This window comes from Endozoicomonas sp. SCSIO W0465 (assembly GCF_023716865.1).
Taxonomy (GTDB): domain Bacteria; phylum Pseudomonadota; class Gammaproteobacteria; order Pseudomonadales; family Endozoicomonadaceae; genus Endozoicomonas.
On the sequence record NZ_CP092417.1, the window covers coordinates 3,536,302 to 3,554,704 of the forward strand.

At 47.8% G+C, this 18,403-nt stretch carries 13 protein-coding genes; 12 read left to right on the top strand and 1 reads right to left on the bottom strand.

Annotated features, from left to right (window positions below):
• Positions 1–624 precede the first annotated feature (624 nt).
• From ltrA to MJO57_RS15910, 12 genes are all read left to right on the top strand, one after another.
• Positions 625–1,887 carry a group II intron reverse transcriptase/maturase gene (gene ltrA / locus MJO57_RS15855; protein WP_252017357.1) on the top strand — a complete coding sequence of 421 codons (1,263 nt, stop codon included), beginning with the start codon at positions 625–627 and terminating at the stop codon, positions 1,885–1,887.
• Between the two features lie 27 nt (positions 1,888–1,914).
• On the top strand, positions 1,915–3,291 hold the full coding sequence (locus MJO57_RS15860) for an ABC transporter substrate-binding protein (RefSeq protein ID WP_252026747.1): 1,377 nt from the start codon (positions 1,915–1,917) through the stop codon (positions 3,289–3,291).
• A 333-nt stretch (positions 3,292–3,624) separates the two neighbouring features.
• Complete coding sequence (locus MJO57_RS15865; RefSeq protein ID WP_252026749.1) at positions 3,625–4,737, top strand: ISNCY family transposase; 1,113 nt, start codon at positions 3,625–3,627, stop codon at positions 4,735–4,737.
• A 117-nt stretch (positions 4,738–4,854) separates the two neighbouring features.
• Positions 4,855–5,124, top strand: a complete 270-nt coding sequence (locus MJO57_RS15870) for a transposase (protein ID WP_252017717.1) — start codon at positions 4,855–4,857, stop codon at positions 5,122–5,124.
• Positions 5,061–5,819, top strand: a complete 759-nt coding sequence (locus MJO57_RS15875) for a hypothetical protein (protein WP_252026751.1) — start codon at positions 5,061–5,063, stop codon at positions 5,817–5,819. The genes MJO57_RS15870 and MJO57_RS15875 overlap by 64 nt, the downstream gene beginning before the upstream one ends.
• 31 nt (positions 5,820–5,850) lie before the next feature.
• Positions 5,851–7,671, top strand: a complete 1,821-nt coding sequence (locus MJO57_RS15880) for an extracellular solute-binding protein (RefSeq protein WP_252026753.1) — start codon at positions 5,851–5,853, stop codon at positions 7,669–7,671.
• 316 nt (positions 7,672–7,987) lie between these two features.
• Positions 7,988–9,505 (top strand): extracellular solute-binding protein, encoded by a 1,518-nt coding sequence (locus MJO57_RS15885; RefSeq protein WP_252026755.1) that lies wholly within the window; start codon positions 7,988–7,990, stop codon positions 9,503–9,505.
• A gap of 127 nt (positions 9,506–9,632) precedes the next feature.
• On the top strand, positions 9,633–11,636 hold the full coding sequence (locus tag MJO57_RS15890) for an extracellular solute-binding protein (RefSeq protein ID WP_252026757.1): 2,004 nt from the start codon (positions 9,633–9,635) through the stop codon (positions 11,634–11,636).
• Positions 11,637–11,832: 196 nt separating this feature from the next.
• On the top strand, positions 11,833–12,921 hold the full coding sequence (locus tag MJO57_RS15895; protein ID WP_252026759.1) for a microcin C ABC transporter permease YejB: 1,089 nt from the start codon (positions 11,833–11,835) through the stop codon (positions 12,919–12,921).
• Between the two features lie 6 nt (positions 12,922–12,927).
• Positions 12,928–13,959 carry an ABC transporter permease gene (locus MJO57_RS15900; protein WP_252026760.1) on the top strand — a complete coding sequence of 344 codons (1,032 nt, stop codon included), beginning with the start codon at positions 12,928–12,930 and terminating at the stop codon, positions 13,957–13,959.
• Positions 13,910–15,601 (top strand): ABC transporter ATP-binding protein, encoded by a 1,692-nt coding sequence (locus tag MJO57_RS15905; protein ID WP_256493309.1) that lies wholly within the window; start codon positions 13,910–13,912, stop codon positions 15,599–15,601. The genes MJO57_RS15900 and MJO57_RS15905 overlap by 50 nt, the downstream gene beginning before the upstream one ends.
• Positions 15,602–15,728: 127 nt before the next feature.
• Positions 15,729–16,322 carry an E3 ubiquitin protein ligase gene (locus MJO57_RS15910; protein WP_252026762.1) on the top strand — a complete coding sequence of 198 codons (594 nt, stop codon included), beginning with the start codon at positions 15,729–15,731 and terminating at the stop codon, positions 16,320–16,322.
• A gap of 291 nt (positions 16,323–16,613) precedes the next feature.
• On the opposite strand, the gene MJO57_RS15915 is transcribed toward MJO57_RS15910, so the two are convergent.
• Entirely contained in the window at positions 16,614–18,107 is a 1,494-nt protein-coding gene (locus tag MJO57_RS15915; protein WP_252026764.1) for an IS1182 family transposase, read from the bottom strand.
• Between the last annotated feature and the right edge of the window lie 296 nt (positions 18,108–18,403).

Consider the following 18,403-nt stretch of genomic DNA (forward strand, 5'->3'; position numbering starts at 1 on the left):
ACAACAGTGCATCGTTATTTTCTTGGTACGCCCGGCATGGGCATGAACTGATGGGGTGAAAGTCCCCTGTGGGAGAACCTACATCTGACTGGCGGTAAAGACGCCTGCTGATGACAACCACTAGCTTAAGGCAAGTGCAGTCCCGCGAGGGGCTGTGCGGAGGCAGTCTGAGTGCAAAGGTGCGAGCCGACGTACAGAAATCGCATATAAGGCTGAGTCTCTGGGCGAGTGAGCCAAGGATCACAAAGCCCTATGGTTCGTGAGACACGGTAAATGCGGCGGTTGTGCACTGAAAGTTCATGTCCTTATCCGGGGAGATCTGTTCAACATGCGATTGGTAATTCCCAGTTCTCAGCCACTGGTTACAACAGGCTCGGCGAACAGGTCTCATCATCCTGTTCGAGCAAACCCGATGGCAACCAATAGCGCCAGCAGAGGTAACTCCGCGTGGTGATTGGACAGAAGTCAGCAGAGGCCATAGTAGCTGTACGACAGAAGCCATTAACGGATGGGAAGTCGTTAGCGAAGGGCCGAACATCGACGACAAAGAGGAGACTGATTCCCTCAAGGCGATGCAGCCGTCCGGCGACTCACCGTACTTGGCGACAGAATCTTTAACCAGCTTTGAACCATGATCTACTAAATTGCGTACTTGAACCGGCTAATCTGGCAAGTGCATGGAAACAGGTCAAAAGCAACAAGGGTGCTCCGGGTATTGATGGAGTCACTATTGAAGCTTATCCAGACTTTGCCAAACAGCATTGGCCTTCAGTGCGTCAAGCCTTATTGGACGGAACCTACCAGCCATCACCCGTGCGCCGACATGTTATAGAAAAGCCGGACGGCGGTGAGCGTTTGCTGGGAATCCCTACCGTGATGGATAGGGTCATACAGCAGGCCATTGTGCAGGTGCTGACCCCTGTCTTTGATCCGGGTTTCTCTCCAAACAGCTTCGGCTACCGACCGGGACGGTCAGCACACGACGGAGTCCGTCAGGTTAAGCAGTTGATCAACCGGGGGCTTCATTACGCTGTTGACGTTGATCTGAGTAAATTCTTTGATACGGTTAATCACGACGTTTTGATGTCGAGGGTCTCCCGTAAGGTCCGCGACAAACGCCTTCTGAAACTGATTGGTAGCTACCTGCGCTCCGGTGTCATGATTGAGGGCAATGTCTACCCGACCAGGGTTGGCATGCCACAGGGTGGGCCTTTATCACCCTTGCTGTCTAATGTGGTCCTCGACGAACTCGACAAGGAGCTTGAATATCGGGGTCATTGCTTTGCAAGATACTGTGATGATTTTGTGATTCTCGTCAAAAGTCAGCGTGCAGGGGATCGGGTGATGCACAGCATTACCCAATTCATTGAACGCAAATTGAAACTGAAGATTAACTCCCGGAAAAGTAAAGTTGTGAAAGCAACAGAAAGCGAATTCCTGAGTTTCACCTTCACAGGGAAGAAAGTTCGCTGGGCCCAGAAGTGTCTGGACCGATTCAAATACCGGATACTCAAGTTGACCAGTCGTCGCTGGGGTGTCTCAATGCAACATCGGTTACGCAAATTGGCACAATATATCCGGGGTTGGATGGGGTATTTCCGGTTATCGGAATATCACCGACCAATTCCCCTGCTGGATCAATGGATACGTCGGCGAATCCGTTGCTGCTTTCTGAAGCAATGGCGCAAGCCGAAAACCCGTTTTAAGAATCTGGTCAGGTTAGGCGTTGATAAAATTAACGCCGCCAAGATCGCAGCCAGCAGCAAAGGGTATTACCGTCTGAGTAAAACCTATGCGGTACAACAGGCACTGAATAACAGTTACCTCGCGAAAATTGGGCTTGTTTCATTGAAAGACTTATGGATCAGGTTTCACCATCATCGTTGAACCGCCCGGTGCGGACCCGCATGCCGGGTGCTGTGGGGAGGGCTGGAGAAAGACCGGCCCTTACCCGATTTCATTGTCAGCAACAACCTGTTGGCAATGGATGAGGAAGATACATGGCGACACGCCCTGACCCTGTTCGGCGATCCGAAATACCCTGCTGATTTTTATGCTTTTGATTACACGAATCCGCAAGCGCCCAGGCAAGGCCATTTAAGGCTGGCGATACATGGTACCTTTGATACTTTAAATGCCTACAACGGTAAGGGGGTTCCCCCATCGAGTGTATCATCTATGCCAAAATACGGTTTCAGTGAGTTGAACGAAACGCTAATGGTAAGCTCGGCCAGCGCCAATGGCCCTATGGATGAACAGGATTCTGTGTATGCACTGATTGCCGAATCCGTAAAATACTCTCGAAAAAACAATCGACTGGAATTCAAACTTAATAAAGGAGCTAAATTTAATGATGATCACCCCATTACCAGCAGAGATGTTGTTTTTTCATTCAATACACTGACATCACTGCCTTATGGGCGTTTCAGCGGTATGGACAGGTATATAGAGAGTATTGAAACACCGACTCCCAACCATCTTGTATTCAAATTGAAACCACCCTATCCAATAATGTTTCCTCTGCAACTTGCTGAGCTACCCGTACTTCCTGAACACTTCTGGCAAGACCGTGATTTTCATAAAACAATATTGATAGCACCACTGTCCAGCGGTCCCTACAAAATAAGCCGAGTAGTACCTGGCAAGTTAATCGAAATGGAAAGGGTAAACGATTACTGGGGTAAAGATCTCCCGGTAAACCGGGGAAAACATAACTTCGATAAAGTGTCTCTGCACTTTTACCACGATATCCAGATGGCATTTGAGTCGTTTAAAAGTGGACATACTGATGCATATCTCGAAGTACAATCGAAAAACTGGGCAACCGGCTATCACTTTGAAGCAGTAAATAAAGGGTTGATCATTCGCCGTGAAATCCCCCACCGCATGTCCTATGGCGCAAGAACGTATGTGTTCAACATAAGAAAACCGTATTTTCAGGACCGTAGAGTCCGTGAGGCAATCAGCCTGATGCATGACTGGAACTGGATTTCCAAAGCGATATTTCATAACGCCTATACCCGAACCCAAAGCTACTTCCCTCATTCACCTCCACCTGCACTCACCCTACCCTCTCCCGCTGAACGTCAATTGCTGAAGCCGTTTTCAGACAGACTCCCAGAGAAACTCTTTACCCAGCCCTTTACTTTTCCGGCAACAAAAGGAGACGGGAATATCAAGGACAGCAAAAAGCAGGCATTAACCCTGCTCAATCAGGCAGGATGGGAATTACAACAGGGTAAGTTGATCAATAAGATAACCCGGCAGCCCATGAAGCTGATATTTATCTAGTTCTCGTCCAAAAACACAACCAATTGAAAACTGTAGATTTTATCCTGAAAAATTAAGTGGAGCCCTACTGCTATCTGGCGACTAAACTTCCCAAGAGCAAGAAACATAAGGGATTGCCAAAAACAGAGGACTCCAAATGCGCAAAAAACGCAGGCTCTTTTCGGGTTACAGACTGCTCTGCAATGAAAATTGGCCAAAGGCCTTGATATACAATGCCTTCAGGAAACTGCTGGCTAAATATTGCCAAGCCCTGCCACAGGAGGATTCCAGCCTGATTTATGAAATCAGCAGTCTGCAATACGAAAAGAGCCAAAACGCAACCCGCAGTGTAGTATGGAACTCCATTACGTACCTCATGAAATCTGCTCCCAGCTTTCCGGTATCTCGCAATGGCTTGACGCCCATCCACAGTTCAATGACTGGATTTATGAGGACTTAAGTTCTGGTGATAAACAGAACACTGGGCGGAACGGACTATCAGCAGAATCCGTTCTTCGTGCGGCACTCCTGAAACAGTATTTGAATTGTGATTATGACTACTTGTCGTTTGTTTTGATGGACTCCATGCTCTTTCGAGACTTTTGTCGCCTCGAACCAAACCAGCGCCCCAGTCGCTCCAGTTTGCATGGGCTCATCAGCCTTCTTACTGCATCTACATGGGAACGGATTAATAACTGTCAGCTAATGACCGCTAAAGATCAGGGTATTGAAAAAGGGCGCACTGTGGCTATTGACAGCACAGTCACCGAATCGGATATCAAACCTCCTTGCGACAGTGATCTTTTAGCCAGTTCCGTTAAAGAAATTTGTCGGCTGCTGGAACGGGGACAAACACTGACAGCGACACCGCTTTATGAATATACCCATCACAACCGAGCCGTAAAAGATGCGGCCAGAAAATGCATCTACGCTGGCAAAGAAGAGCGGCATCAGCATTATAAAAAACTGCTGCAGTTGACCCGAAAATCCCGGAAGGTACTTATCGAAGCTACTGTCACGCTAGCAAACGCCCGTCAGCAGGGGCAGTGTCTCCTGGCTGATGATGCCGACAAGTGGCAGGCCGATGTGGATCACCTGTTACCCCTGGTGGATGCAATAGTCTCCCAGACAGAGCGCAGGGTCTTTAAGGGTGAAAAGGTGCCAGCCCAGGAAAAAGTGGTTAGCCTGTATGAACCCCATACGGATATCATCGTAAAAGACAGGCGGCAAGTACAGTATGGCCATAAACTGAACCTGGTTCAGGGAAAAAGTCGATTGATCCTGGACCTGGTTATTGAGGAAGGTAACCCAGCGGATTCGGACCAATTCATTCCGATGATGGAAAGACAAAAAGAAATTTATGGTCGTGTACCTCGCCAGACAAGCGGTGACGGCGGATACGCGTGTCGCGCTAATTTGGAAGGCTCTTGTAGGATTTCAGACTGCTACTGGGTTGAACATTGCTGAAGCCCTTTATCTACAAAGGTTGTCAGCATATTGTCCGGTAATGTTGCCCAATCCTTGTTTTTCGTGACCTACAGTCAGTTTTCACTGTAGAGCAGTTCGTAATCAAAATAGAGCCATTTGGAAAAAGCCAAGGCCATGGGAATCAGCGATGTAGCTTTTAATAAGAAGCGCGGACTTGAAGTCGAAGAGATGACTAAAAGTCAGTATGTGTATAAAACGCTCTTTCGCTTCCGGGCAGGTATTGAAGCGGGAATTTCGTGGCTAAAGAGATGTTTTGGGCTATCACGTTGCCACTGCAAGGGTTCTGAGCGTTTTGATTCTCATTGCTGGTTATCGGTGGTCTGTTACAACCTGGTGATTCTGGCCAGACACCCGGCACCATCCTGATAGCCACCTCCACGCTACATGAAAGTACCTTTCCAGCATGGTGGGAGGATGTTTTCTGCCTGCTTTTCGCGTTTTTCTCCAATATCCGTCCCAGATTAGAGAAAAAAAGGGAAGAGTTTTTGCGGCTCTCTGGAATTTCAGGAAATATCAAAACGAACGTACAATCTAATTATGATTGCCTGATGCGTTTTTGGACGAGAACTATCTATTATGCCGACTCTCAGTTTGAACGTATCGTGTTTCCGTTTATGAAAAACCTGAAAGCAATTGGTATAGAAGTAACACTCCAGCGCATGGATCTGGCCCAATATTACCGACGACTGAGAAATCATGAATTCGATATGACTCAGTACATTTATCCATTACGACAGCATCCGGGGGAAGAGCTGCTGGACTTTTTCCACTCCGGGAGTGTCAATAAGCGTGATGGCAGAAGCTTGATGGGACTTGAAGATCCTGCCGTTGACGCCATGATTGAAAGCATCATGAATGCCACCAGCAAAAACGACCTGGAAACTGCCACATCAGCACTGAACCGGATTCTATTATGGCAGCACTACGGGATACTGAACTGGCATGGGAATACCCATCGAATAGCCTGGTGGCAACACCTGAAACATCCGGAAAGCTTTCCGCCTTATGGATTTAGTTTGAATACCTGGTGGACTGAACAAAACAACAAGGAAAGTCGATAACCTGATAAGAGCAGGAATTGGGATTACGGCTATGCGGTCAATATTCTTCAGTTTAACAACACCGCTGATCATTTGTGCTTTGCTGGGCAGCACCAGTCCAGTGTTATCTGCAATAGACTATGCAGACGGTCAGAACAGCAAGACGAGGCACGCCATCAGTCTTTATGGTGAGCCCAAGTATCCCGAGGGTTTCGAGTATTTTGACTATGTCAATCCCAATGCCCCTAAGGGGGGGGAGCTGAAACAGGGCGTTATCGGTCATTTTGACAGCCTGATCCCTTATATTGATCGGGGGACCGCAGTAGCTGGCAGCCACATGATGCATGACACGCTACTGGCCAGATCCTGGGATGAACCACTGACAAAATATGGCCTCATTGCAGAACGAATTGAACTGGCACCTGATAATACCTGGGCAGCCTTTTACATAAACCCAAAGGCCCGATTTCATGATGGTAAACCAGTGACAGCTGATGATGTCAAGTTCAGCTTTGATCTGCTCAGGGAACAGGGTTCAACGTTTTACAAGCAGTTCTACCAGGATGTCGAGAAGGTAGAAGTCACGGGTAACGACAGGGCTCTTTTTGTTTTCAGGCACAGTAATAACAGAGAGTTGCCATTAATTCTGGGGCAAATGCCAATTCTTCCAAAACATTTTTGGGCGGAACGCGATTTCTCGTCTCCCGGCATGGAGATTCCACTCAGCAGTGGCCCCTATAAACCCGTAAGAATAGTACCCGGACGCTCAATAACATTTGCCAGAGTAGAAAACTACTGGGGGAAGGATCTGCCAGTTAACCGCGGAAGGCACAATTTTGACCGAATTCAGTACGACTATTATCGAAATAGCAATGTCCTTTTAGAAGCCCTGCAGAAAGGGGAATTCGATCTCAAGGCCGTTAGCGACCCCCGTGTATGGCATAACCAGATACGAGATGAATCACTGCAAAAAAACCAATTGACTCGCTCCTCTTTAAGCAATCATAACCCCCAGACCTTAACCATTACCTATAACTCCAGAAGAGCGCATCTATCAGACCCGCGTGTCAGAGAGGCGCTGGGGTATGCCATCGAATTTGACTGGATCAATCAACACTTATTCCATGGCATGTACAAAAGGGCTGACAGTGTTTTTGCCGGAACAGAACTGGGCGCTTCGGAAAAACCGTCTGTACAGGAACAAGAGCTGCTCTTCACATGGAAAACTGAAATCCCGGAAGTAGCATTGCATCAGGCCTGGGTTCCACCGGGGGATGAACCGGGTATCACCCGTAGAGATCGGAAAAGAAAAGCACTTTCACTGCTACAGCAAAGTGGCTGGTTCATCAAGAAAAACAAACTGATCAACCATAACGGTCAACCGCTTGAGCTTGAAATCCTGTTATCTTCTTCTGAGGACGAACGCATCTTCATTCCAGTACAAAAGATGCTCGAAAGTATGGGCATCAGACTCAATATACGAACCGTGGACGTTGCCCAATATGTTGAAAGAGTCAGAAACCAGGACTTTGATATGGTCATGCACACCTTTCCCCATACCCCTTCACCAGGTACAGAGCAGGCAAGCCTCTGGGGTTCAGGCACTGTTGACCTGCATGGTTCCAGAAACATTGCGGGCATAAAGCTTGAATCCATCGATAAACTGACAGAGAAAATTCCCCGGGCAAATTCCCGGGAGGAGCTGTTAATACTCATTAAATCAATGGATCGAATCATTCTCTGGAATCACTATGTGCTGCCACTATGGTATCAACCTGACTGGCTGGTAGTGCATAAGAAGCAACTGAAATACCCGAATAACCCAGCGCACTATGCATTGGATTTAAGTACCTGGTGGTACTGCAAGGATTGATCAGTCAGGGTAATTGTAAGGAACCTGTCGTATGTATGACGATTTGATAAAAGGAATTGTTGTAGTCACTCTTTTGTACTCTATACCTGCTTCTGCAACACCGCCAGATAAAAGCTCAACAACGGCTCATGGTCTTAGCTTTCATGACTCGCTTCACTACCCGGAAGATTTTACCCACTTTGACTACACAAACCCCAATGCACCAAAAGGCGGCATACTGAGAAAGGGAAGGATCGGCAGTTTTGATACCTTTAATACTTTTGCCCCAAAAGGTTCCTGGGCTGATGGCAGCTACTTTCTGAATGACCCATTGATGGTGAAATCGGGTGATGAACCCTATTCAGTCTATGGACTGATTGCTCAACAAATTGAATACCCGGACGATTTCCGATGGGTCACATATCACCTCAATCCGAACGCCCGCTTTCATGATGGACATCCCATCACATCAGAAGATATTGTCTATACGTTTCAGTCTTTGCAGGAACGGGGCCCACCTCACTATAAGCACCTTTATGGGATTATTGAAAAAGTTGAGATAATATCCCCCAAAGCCGTTCGTTTCAGTTTTTCCGAACCACCAGCAAAGAGCCTTATTCTTCGACTGTCACAACTCCGGGTGCTGCCAGCACACTACTGGCAACAGCCAGAGAATGATCTTTTTAAGGCAACACTGAAGCCTCCACTGGCCAGTGGGCCTTACCGGGTGAAAGATTTCAGCCCCGGCCGCTTTGTTACCTATGAACGAGTCCGGGACTATTGGGCCGCTGACTTACCCGTAAACAAAGGACGACATAATTTTGATATTGTCAGAACCGACTACTATCGTGATGATGGTATTGCTCTTGAAGCGTTTAAAAAGGGAGAGTACAACCTGCGTATTGATACCAATCCAAGAAGCTGGTCTCAAGCTTACCAACAAAAGAAACCGGGTCAGGTCAACTTCATCCGGGAGAAAATTTATAATAAAAGCCTGGGCATGAGGGCTTTTGTCTTCAATCTCAGAAAGCCCGTTTTTGGGAATCGACTGGTCCGAAAAGCCATAGCACAGGCTCTTGATTTCAACTGGATGAATCAACACCTTTTTTTTGGGATGTACTATCAGGCCTATAGTCTTTTTTCTAACTCAGACCTTGCAGCTATTGAACCACCATCGGTCAAAGAGAAAGAAATACTTGCTCACTGGTCAGCAGAACTTCCTGATGAGCTGTTTACCTCCCAATGGCAGCCTGTACAGACAGATGGTTCTGGCAACTGGCGGAAAAACAAGATACAAGCTCTGAAACTACTGAAAGAAGCCGGTTTTGAATACCAAAACAAAGTACTTCAAAACCAGAATGGCCAATCGATTCAGTTTGAAATTCTTCTTACCAACCCGGAACATGAACGTTTTGTTATTCCGTTTGCCCGTAACCTCAAGGAACTGGGGATATCGGCAAGCATTAATACAGTAGACACCTCACAATACATCTACCGTGTTCGCAAGTTTGATTTTGATATAATCATTCATGGTTTTTACCCCGGCATTACACCCGGTACTGAGCTGAAAAATTTCTGGAGTAGTACCAGTGCTGACAGTGAGGCTGGACAGAACCTTTCGGGCATAAAACTTGAGTCGCTGGATAACCTGATTGATAAAGCCATCATGGCAACAAGTCGCGAAGAGTTAATCCTTTACACCAGAGCAATTGACCGGATTGTACTCTGGCACTATGCGGTCATTCCTCAATGGTATCTCCCCTATTGGCCAGTGGTTTACCGGCCAGGACTGAAACACCCCGAACTTGCCCCCCCTTTTGAAAATGGCCTGAGCACCTGGTGGTGGGAGTTTTGATATGAGGTCAGCATGATTGCAAAAGCATTACTGGCACTTAACAGCTACTCATGGTTAAGTCTATATTAGAACGATTATTTATAAACAAGACTGTATAGCGATTTTTAAACACTAACGGTTTCTTATAATGGTAATGAATTCTGGCTATCTCAAACTTGCAGCACTCACCCTTGGGGTTACCCTCTCTTATTCCAGCTTGTCATCAGCCGTCCCCTCCGGACAGACACCTGGATCACAGGATATTATCGCAAAAACGTCACTGGTACTTCACGGAGAAGCGAAATACGGTAGTCCGGATCAACCCTTCACACATTTTGAATATGTTAATCCAGATGCCCCCAAAGGCGGCAGTCTTCGTATGGCAGCCAGTGGTACCTTCGACAGCCTCAATCCATATACCAACAAAGGAACACCGGTCACCGGCATTGGGCTGATTTATGATACCTTGATGACCCAGAGCCGTGATGAGCCTTTCTCCCTCTACCCACTGGTGGCCGAGTCAGCAGAAAAAGCCCCTGATAACAGCAGTATTACCTATAACCTCAACCCCGATGCCCGTTTTCATGATGGTAAACCCATCACTGCCAACGATGTAAAATACACCTTTGAACTGCTGACCAGTCAGGGACACCCTTTCTATCGCAGTTACTACTCAGATGTGGACTCCGTCACCGTTCTTTCTGACAGTCGGGTCAAATTCACATTCAAACATGCCAATAACCGGGAATTGCCTTTCATTTTGTCTGAACTGCCCATTCTCCCTCAACATCACTGGGAACAGGATGAGAATGATTTTTCCTCCACCTCATTGAACATTCCTCTTGGCAGTGGTCCCTATCAGGTCAAGCATGTTGATGGGGGCCGGAGTATTGCCTATCAGCGAGTCAGCGATTACTGGGCAAAAGATCTACCCGTTAATAAAGGCCGTTATAATTTTGATGAGATCAGTTACGACTACTATCGAGACGAACATGTTGCCCTTCAGGCACTGAAAGCGGGCGAATATGACCTGCGCCATGAAAATATTGCCAAAAACTGGGCCACTGCCTATGACGTTCCCGCTGTACATCGGGGCGAACTGATTCTGGCCACCATCCCTACCCGGAACCCGGCACCTATCCAGGGCTTTGCATTCAACCTGCGACGGGACTTCTTCCAGGACCCTCTGGTTCGAAAAGCCATGGGCTATGCAATGGATTTCGAGTGGCTGAATCGCAACCTTTTCCATGACAGTCACCTCCGTTCGAAGAGCTATTTTGGCAATTCAGGTATGGAAGCCAGTGGCATTCCTGAGGGCGATGAGCTGACACTCCTTGAACCATGGCGCAGTCAATTACCTGCAGATCTCTTTACCAAGCCTTACAGCGTTCCGGTGACCAATGGTTCCGGCAATATCCGACCTCAACTGCAAGAAGCACTGACGCTGCTGAAAAAAGCTGGCTGGCGCCTGGAGAACAACAAGCTGGTCGATAAGCGTGGTCAACCCTTAGAGGTTGAGTTACTGCTCGCCCAACCTTCTCTTGAGCGGGTGGCGCTTCTCTTCAAGAAAAACCTTGAACAAATGGGTATTGAACTGAATATCCGAACCGTTGATATCTCTCAATACATTAACCGTATTCGTGACTTTGATTATGACATGATCGTTGCGGGCTATGGTCAATCGGCCTCTCCGGGTAATGAACAGACGGGTTTCTGGGGAAGCAAGGCCGCAGACACCAAAGGTAGCCGCAATTACATGGGAATCAAAGATCCGGTAGTGGATGCCATGATTGATCATGTGATTAATGCCGACAGCCGGGAAGAGCTAACGACCGCAGTAAAAGCACTGGATCGGGTGCTTCTGTGGGGAGAGTACATGATTCCTCAATGGTACTACCCTTATGATCGAATCGCTCATTCCAACAAGCTGGCCAGGCCAAAATCAGAACCTCTGTACAGTACTGATATTTACTCCTGGTGGATCGACAGCCAACCGGATGCAACCAAAGCAACCAGTACTTCATCCCCGAGCAATGACGATACCGAAGCACCAGCAGTTCAAGCTGAAAATGACCGCTTGTGGTTATACTCGGGACTCATCTTGCTGGGCCTTATTCCTGTCTGGATTTATCGTCGCAGAAAGAACCGTTAACCTTTCACCATTCACCGGGAACCCTGGCCATAAAATGAAGGTTTTCTGTTTTGGCAGCTCTGGTTTTAGATCAGGGTTTCAGATCAGGGTTTCACAACAAAGTTTCAGATCTGGATTTCACAACAAAGTTTCAGATCTGGATTTCACAGCCAGGAGAATCAACCATGCTCACAAAAACGCATAACAGGAAGTCTCCATGAGCAGCTACATTTTGCGACGGCTTGCCCTGATGATCCCAACCCTGTTCGGGATCATGCTGGTTAATTTTGTCATCATTCAGGCAGCCCCCGGTGGCCCTGTAGAGCAGATGATTGCCAAGCTTGAAGGGTTCGAAGTCAATGCCATCAGTCGAATCGGAGGCTCCGGCAATTCCGAAGTACAGCAGATGAGCCTGGATGAAAGTGGCGAATACCGTGGACGCAGAGGTCTTGACCCGGAACTGATCAAAGATATCGAGAAACTGTACGGTTTTGACAAGCCCGCCCATGAACGGTTTCTACAGATGATCAAAAACTACCTTACCTTTAACTTTGGAGACTCCTTTTTCCGCGATGCCAAAGTAGTAGACCTTATCAGGGAGAAGCTGCCGGTTTCTATTTCACTGGGCCTCTGGAGTACCCTGATCATCTACCTGATCTCCATTCCACTGGGCATTCGCAAGGCATTGAAACACGGCAGTCGGTTCGATATCTGGTCAAGCGCTATCATCACCACAGGGTATGCAATCCCAAGCTTTCTTTTGGCCATTCTGTTAATTGTGCTCTTTGCCGGCGGCAGTTACTGGAACGTTTTTCCACTGAGAGGCCTGGTATCAGACAACTTCGACGAGTTAAGCCTGGTAGGTCAGATCCGGGATTATATCTGGCACATGATTCTTCCCATTATCTGTATGGTCATCAGTGGTTTTGCCACGCTGACCATGCTGACCAAAAATTCATTTCTGGATGAAATCCACAAACAGTATGTGCAAACGGCCAGAGCCAAAGGATTGGACGATCATAAGGTACTGTATGGCCATATTTTCCGTAATGCCATGCTACTGGTGATTTCCGGCTTCCCTGCGGCGTTGATTGGCATTCTGTTTACCAGCTCATTACTGATTGAAATTATTTTCTCTCTGGATGGGCTCGGCTTGCTCGGGTATGAAGCTGCCATCAACCGCGATTATCCCGTGGTTTTTGGCTCTCTTTATATCTTCACCCTGCTGGGTATGCTGATCAAACTCGTCGGTGACCTTACTTATGTTGCCGTTGACCCCCGTATTGATTTCGAAGCCAGAGACTGACGTGGAATGACAAGATTCAAACTTAATCCGCTCAACCAGCGTCGTTGGCAGAATTTCAAGCAGAATCGCCGGGGTTATATTTCACTCTGGATATTCAGCACGCTCTTTGTGATTACCCTGCTGGCAGAGGTGGTTGCTAACGATAAGCCGCTGCTGCTCTGGTATGAGGGCAGTCCCTATTTCCCGACCTTCGTCATCTATCCGGAAACCACTTTCGGCGGCGAGTTTGAACTGGAGATGGACTACCGACAGGACTTCGCCAGAGAGCTGATCGAGCCCAAAGGGTGGATGCTATGGCCGCCCATTCGCTACAGTTACGACACCATCAATTACGCCCGTATTGCGCCCGCCCACCCTTCTCTTGATAACTGGCTGGGCACAGACGATCAGGGTCGTGATGTCCTCGCGCGGGTTATATACGGCTTCCGCATTTCGGTACTTTTTGGTTTGGCATTGACCTTTTTCAGCACCGTCATCGGTGTTGCAGTTGGTGCTCTTCAGGGCTTTTACGGTGGCAAGATCGATCTGTTCGGACAACGGTTTATTGAGATCTGGTCAGGTATGCCCAACCTCTACCTGCTGATCATCCTTTCCAGTTTTGTCGAGCCCGGTTTCTGGTGGTTGCTGGGGATCATGCTGTTATTCCAGTGGATGGCACTGGTTGATGTGGTGCGCGCCGAGTTTCTCCGGGGCAGAAACCTGGAGTATGTTCGAGCCGCCAGGGCTCTCGGGATGACCAATGGGCGCCTGATGTTCCGGCATATTTTACCCAACGCCATGATCGCTACCGTCACGTTTATGCCCTTTATTCTGACGGGGGCCATTACCACCCTCACCTCTCTGGATTTCCTGGGTTTCGGCCTGCCTGCAGGCTCCCCTTCCCTTGGCGAATTGATTGCCCAGGGCAAAAACAACCTTCAGGCGCCCTGGCTGGGTATCACGGCATTTCTGGTCATGTCCATTATGCTGACGTTACTGGTGTTTATTGGTGAAGCGTGCAGAGATGCACTGGACCCAAGAAAATACTATTCAAACTAAAGAGCGACAAATAGAGCATCGAATCTTTATGGATAATCCATTATTGGCCATTAACAATCTCAGGATTTGCTTTCAACAAGGCGAGCACAGTGTTGAAGCCGTTAAAGGTGTTTCGTTCTCTGTGAATTGCAAAGAAACCGTTGGCCTGGTCGGGGAGTCCGGCTCTGGCAAATCCATTACTGCGCTGAGCATTCTGCAACTGCTTCCGGAAAATGCCCATTACTCCGGAGACATACTTTTTGCCAATGAGGCCCTGCTCGATTTATCCCAATCACAAATGCGCAACATTCGTGGACACAAGATCAGCATGATCTTTCAGGAGCCGATGACAGCACTCAATCCACTTCATACCATCGAAAAGCAGATAGGCGAAGTACTGGGTATACACCTTGGCCTGAAAAACAGGGCAGCAACGGCAAAGACACTTGAATTGTTGGAACTGGTGGGTATCCGTAATGCAAAAAGCCGTTTGAAGGCCTATCCCCATGAGTTGTCCGGTGGACAGCGACAGCGGGCAATGATTGCCATGGCCCTTGCCTGTGAGCCAACACTGCTGATCGCCGATGAACCAACAACCGCGCTGGACGTTACCGTTCAACGACAAATTCTCAGTCTGCTGGCAGACCTTCAACAGAAACTGGGCATGGCCATTCTATTTATCAGTCATGATCTTAACCTGATTCGTCATGTTTCGGATCGAATCTGTGTGATGAAAGACGGTGAGATTGTTGAGCAAGGCGTTACCGAGTCCGTATTCAGTGCACCTCAGCACCCCTACACCATCGACCTGCTCAATGCCGAACCGGATGGGGAACCTGAGCCACTGAGCGAAAACCCCACAAACCTGTTAACTGGCGAAAAGATCAGAGTCTGGTTCCCAATCAAAAAAGGCTTTTTCAAAAAAACAGTGGGTTACGTAAAGGCCGTCACTGATTTGTCGCTAACCATCAACCTGGGCGAAACAGTTGGCATTGTGGGTGAGTCCGGTTCCGGTAAAACAACGCTGGGTATGGCACTGCTGAAACTACAGACATCCGAAGGCCTGATACAGTTTGAAGAGACCAGCATCGACAACATGAACCAGAAGCAGTTCAGGCCATTGCGACGGGAAATGCAGATCGTATTTCAGGACCCATTTGGCAGTCTCAGCCCGCGTATGACCGTTGCTGACATTGTCGGTGAAGGTCTGGACATTCATAAACTGGCCACTGAAACCAATCGTGAGGAACTGATCATTGCGGCATTGAATGATGTTGGCCTTGACCCGGAGTACCGCCACCGTTATCCCCACGAATTTTCCGGTGGTCAGCGACAGCGTATTTCCATTGCCAGGGCTCTTGCTCTTAAGCCTAAACTGATTGTTCTGGACGAGCCAACGTCAGCCCTGGACAGAACCGTCCAATCACAGATCATTGATTTACTGCGTAACCTGCAAAAAAAATACCACCTCAGTTATATTTTTATCAGCCATGACCTTGCCGTGGTTAAAGCAATGAGTCATCGAATTATCGTGATGCAGGGGGGAGAGATTGTCGAGCAGGGAAATACCCAACAGATTTTTAACCAACCTTTGGAAGCCTATACCCAAGAGTTAATCAGTGCTGCTTTTGAAGCACGGAAACAGCGAACGACTCCCCCATAGTTCCCTGTCAGCCTCCCAGCACCCTCCTAGCAAACTCCCTGCAACCTCCCTGCACCCACAGGGAACCAAAACCAGATGCAGATGTCGTAGGTAAGGATGCCACAAATTGAAACTGTCAGGTTTTCATATGGATACCATTAATGGTTTTGGATGTTTAATATGTCACGATGCAGAACAATGCAGCCCCTTCAAACTGACATGCGGACATGCTTTTGGTAGATCATGCATGCAGGGATGGATGGAACTTTCTGGTCAAAAGAAATGCCTCTTATGTACAAAACCATTAACTGATGACGAGGTAAAACAGTTCATCAATAGCTCATTGTTTGATCGAATGGTAAGTATTTCATCAAAAGCTATTCCAATCTTTGGCAAAACTATTAAGCTTTCTCTCACTGCTATCTACGGTGGTCTTGCCTGTTCTTACGCGATGAATAACGAACCTTTGGGTTCTGACACAATCATTGGCGCTACTGCAATAATTATTTCCACGGCTTCTATCGGGGCTCTCGGGGTTGCCGCTGGTGTCAGTAAAGTTTACGGAGTTAGTGTCGGAACTGCAGTCGGAGCTTGTGCCATGGTTGCAGTCAAACATGTTGCCGCTACTTATGGCGTGTCCGATGCACCCACTGCGAATGATTTTTACATGGGAGCTATCGTGGGGTCTACAGTAACTGGAGCAGCATATGACCTAGGAGGCTGTCCGAGAACTAGCTATTGAAAAAACGAAAGCTTCAGCATTTTCTTGGCTGATCAAATATTGACCTAAATTTAGCCTGTTTTGGGGTAAAAATTGCGTTTTTTACCCTTTTGCTTGCCTTTATGCTGCCATTTTAAGCCTTTTTGCTTCTTCAAGACGGATTGATCCCGTTGAAACCGATTTGACAATTTTTTTGAGGCTCTATTTGATTTCCGAACTGCTCTGCAGTGAAAATTGGATGTGGACCACGCAATGTAAGGCTTGAGGGCAAATTGCCGAGCAAAGCTCTGAGAGCCTTTAATGATAAGTGCTTCAGCCAGGTTCAATCTGGGAACAGTCTGTAATCCAATAAGAGCCTTTTTTGAAATTATAAGCACTGCAGACCAGTGAAAATTCTCCAGCCACTTTTTCCTTACCCCGGACACTGAACCCTCTGAATCCTGAGTTCTTGATTTGGCCAAAAGGCGGTTCCGCAATCACCTTGCGACGCTCATAAACCGCTTTGGCCTCTTTGGTTTCCATTTTGCGGTTCATCGCCTGGCGTATGGCTTCGTGGCGGTCTGTGCGAATCACTTTCCCCGGGTCTTTGTTGTCACCACTGCACCTTTTACGTAACGGGCAATCCCGGCAGATATCTTTACTGACGCGGTAGCTTTTGTGTTTTGCTTTGCTAGCCGTGTTATAAATCAGCTTCTCACCGGCAGGGCAGGTAAAGCTGTCGTCTGCTTCATGGTAAATAAAATCCGCTTTGACAAACTTTCTGTCAGAGTCTTCCAGTCCCTCTGTTGCAGGCTTCTCCTGTCGATCCGTAGCCATGTAAGCGTCAATGTTCGCATCATCAAACGCTTGCAGGTTGGGCCCTGAGTAATAGCCATTATCCTCACTCATTTTGCCAATGGACGCGTTATCTGTTGCTTCTGCAATGGCTTCAAGTGCAGGCTTTACTTCCTGCTTGTCATTGGCATGCTGGCTGATGTGCTGGCCAACAATGATACCATTATCGCTGTCGACGCTGATCTGGGCGTTATAACTGTACTGATAGCCACTGCCTTTTTTACCCATGATCCTGGCATCATGATCAGCAAAGCTGATTTGCTTTTTGTCGTCTATCGGCTTATCGGGATTCAGGGCCTGTTCCCGTTCTTCAAGCGCTTTTTTGGCCTCCTGGATTTTCTCTAACCGTTCCTGCTTGAATTGCAAGTCTTCAGGAATGCTGTAGCCAGTCTCCTGCTGATAAGCATCGTCCTCTTCACTGTCACTGGTTTCGGCTTTTTTAATCAGGGCCTCAACTTCAGCCATTAATTCAGCTTCTTTGGCCTTAAGTCGTGCGTAGCTCATGGCCTTATGCTTTGATGAGTCGGCTTTGAATTTGGAACCATCAAGAGCGATGTGGCCCAGCGAGGCCATCTGTAGTTCCCGGGCGAGCAGCACGCTCTGTTTGAAACTGCTTTTAAAAAAGGTGGCCTGGTTTTTACGAAAGTCACTGAGCACCCGGAAATTTGGGCAGTGCTGTTTGGCGATATACATGAAAGCCAAGTCCTGATTGCAGCGCCGTTCAATCTCCCTGGAGCTGAACACACCATGGCTATAGGCATAGATCAGGATCGATATAATCAGTCGTGGGTGGTAGGCATTCTGGCCAAGATGGTGATACTGCTTTTCCACTTCAGAGGTGTCGATATGCTTGAAGATATCTTCAAAAACGAAGCAATCATGATCTGGTGGCAGCAGGTCGAAGATGTTCGATGGGAACATCAGGTGCTGGTCAAAATCAGCAGGGTTATCTTTGAATTTGATTGATGACATCCGTTTCGGCAACAACAAAGTGGGCAGAAGATGCCTGATTATACTTAATCAGGCTATTCTCGGACAGCCTCCTAGGAGGCTATCCGAGAATAGACTGCCCTACTGCGGTGGCAGAAAATTGGGCTAAAAATCCGGTTTTGTTCGGCAAATAGAACCACTATTCACCTCACAAAACCGGATTTTTATCCTCAATTTTCTGCCATCCTCGCTACGGGCGCTATTCCCGGACAGCCTCCTAGGAGAGTAGGTCACGGTTATCCGGAGTGAAACAGCACTTCCAGCAAAGCCACTGCTGG

What these genes read in the sequence shown, in the direction of transcription:
- MJO57_RS15865 (WP_252026749.1), top strand. Translation starts at nt 3,625, where the DNA reads ATGGAACTCCATTACGTACCTCATGAAATCTGCTCCCAGCTTTCCGGT.
- MJO57_RS15880 (WP_252026753.1), top strand. Translation starts at nt 5,851, where the DNA reads ATGCGGTCAATATTCTTCAGTTTAACAACACCGCTGATCATTTGTGCT.
- MJO57_RS15890 (WP_252026757.1), top strand. Translation starts at nt 9,633, where the DNA reads ATGGTAATGAATTCTGGCTATCTCAAACTTGCAGCACTCACCCTTGGG.
- MJO57_RS15895 (WP_252026759.1), top strand. Translation starts at nt 11,833, where the DNA reads ATGAGCAGCTACATTTTGCGACGGCTTGCCCTGATGATCCCAACCCTG.
- MJO57_RS15900 (WP_252026760.1), top strand. Translation starts at nt 12,928, where the DNA reads ATGACAAGATTCAAACTTAATCCGCTCAACCAGCGTCGTTGGCAGAAT.
- MJO57_RS15910 (WP_252026762.1), top strand. Translation starts at nt 15,729, where the DNA reads ATGGATACCATTAATGGTTTTGGATGTTTAATATGTCACGATGCAGAA.
- MJO57_RS15915 (WP_252026764.1), bottom strand. Translation starts at nt 18,107, where the DNA reads ATGTCATCAATCAAATTCAAAGATAACCCTGCTGATTTTGACCAGCAC.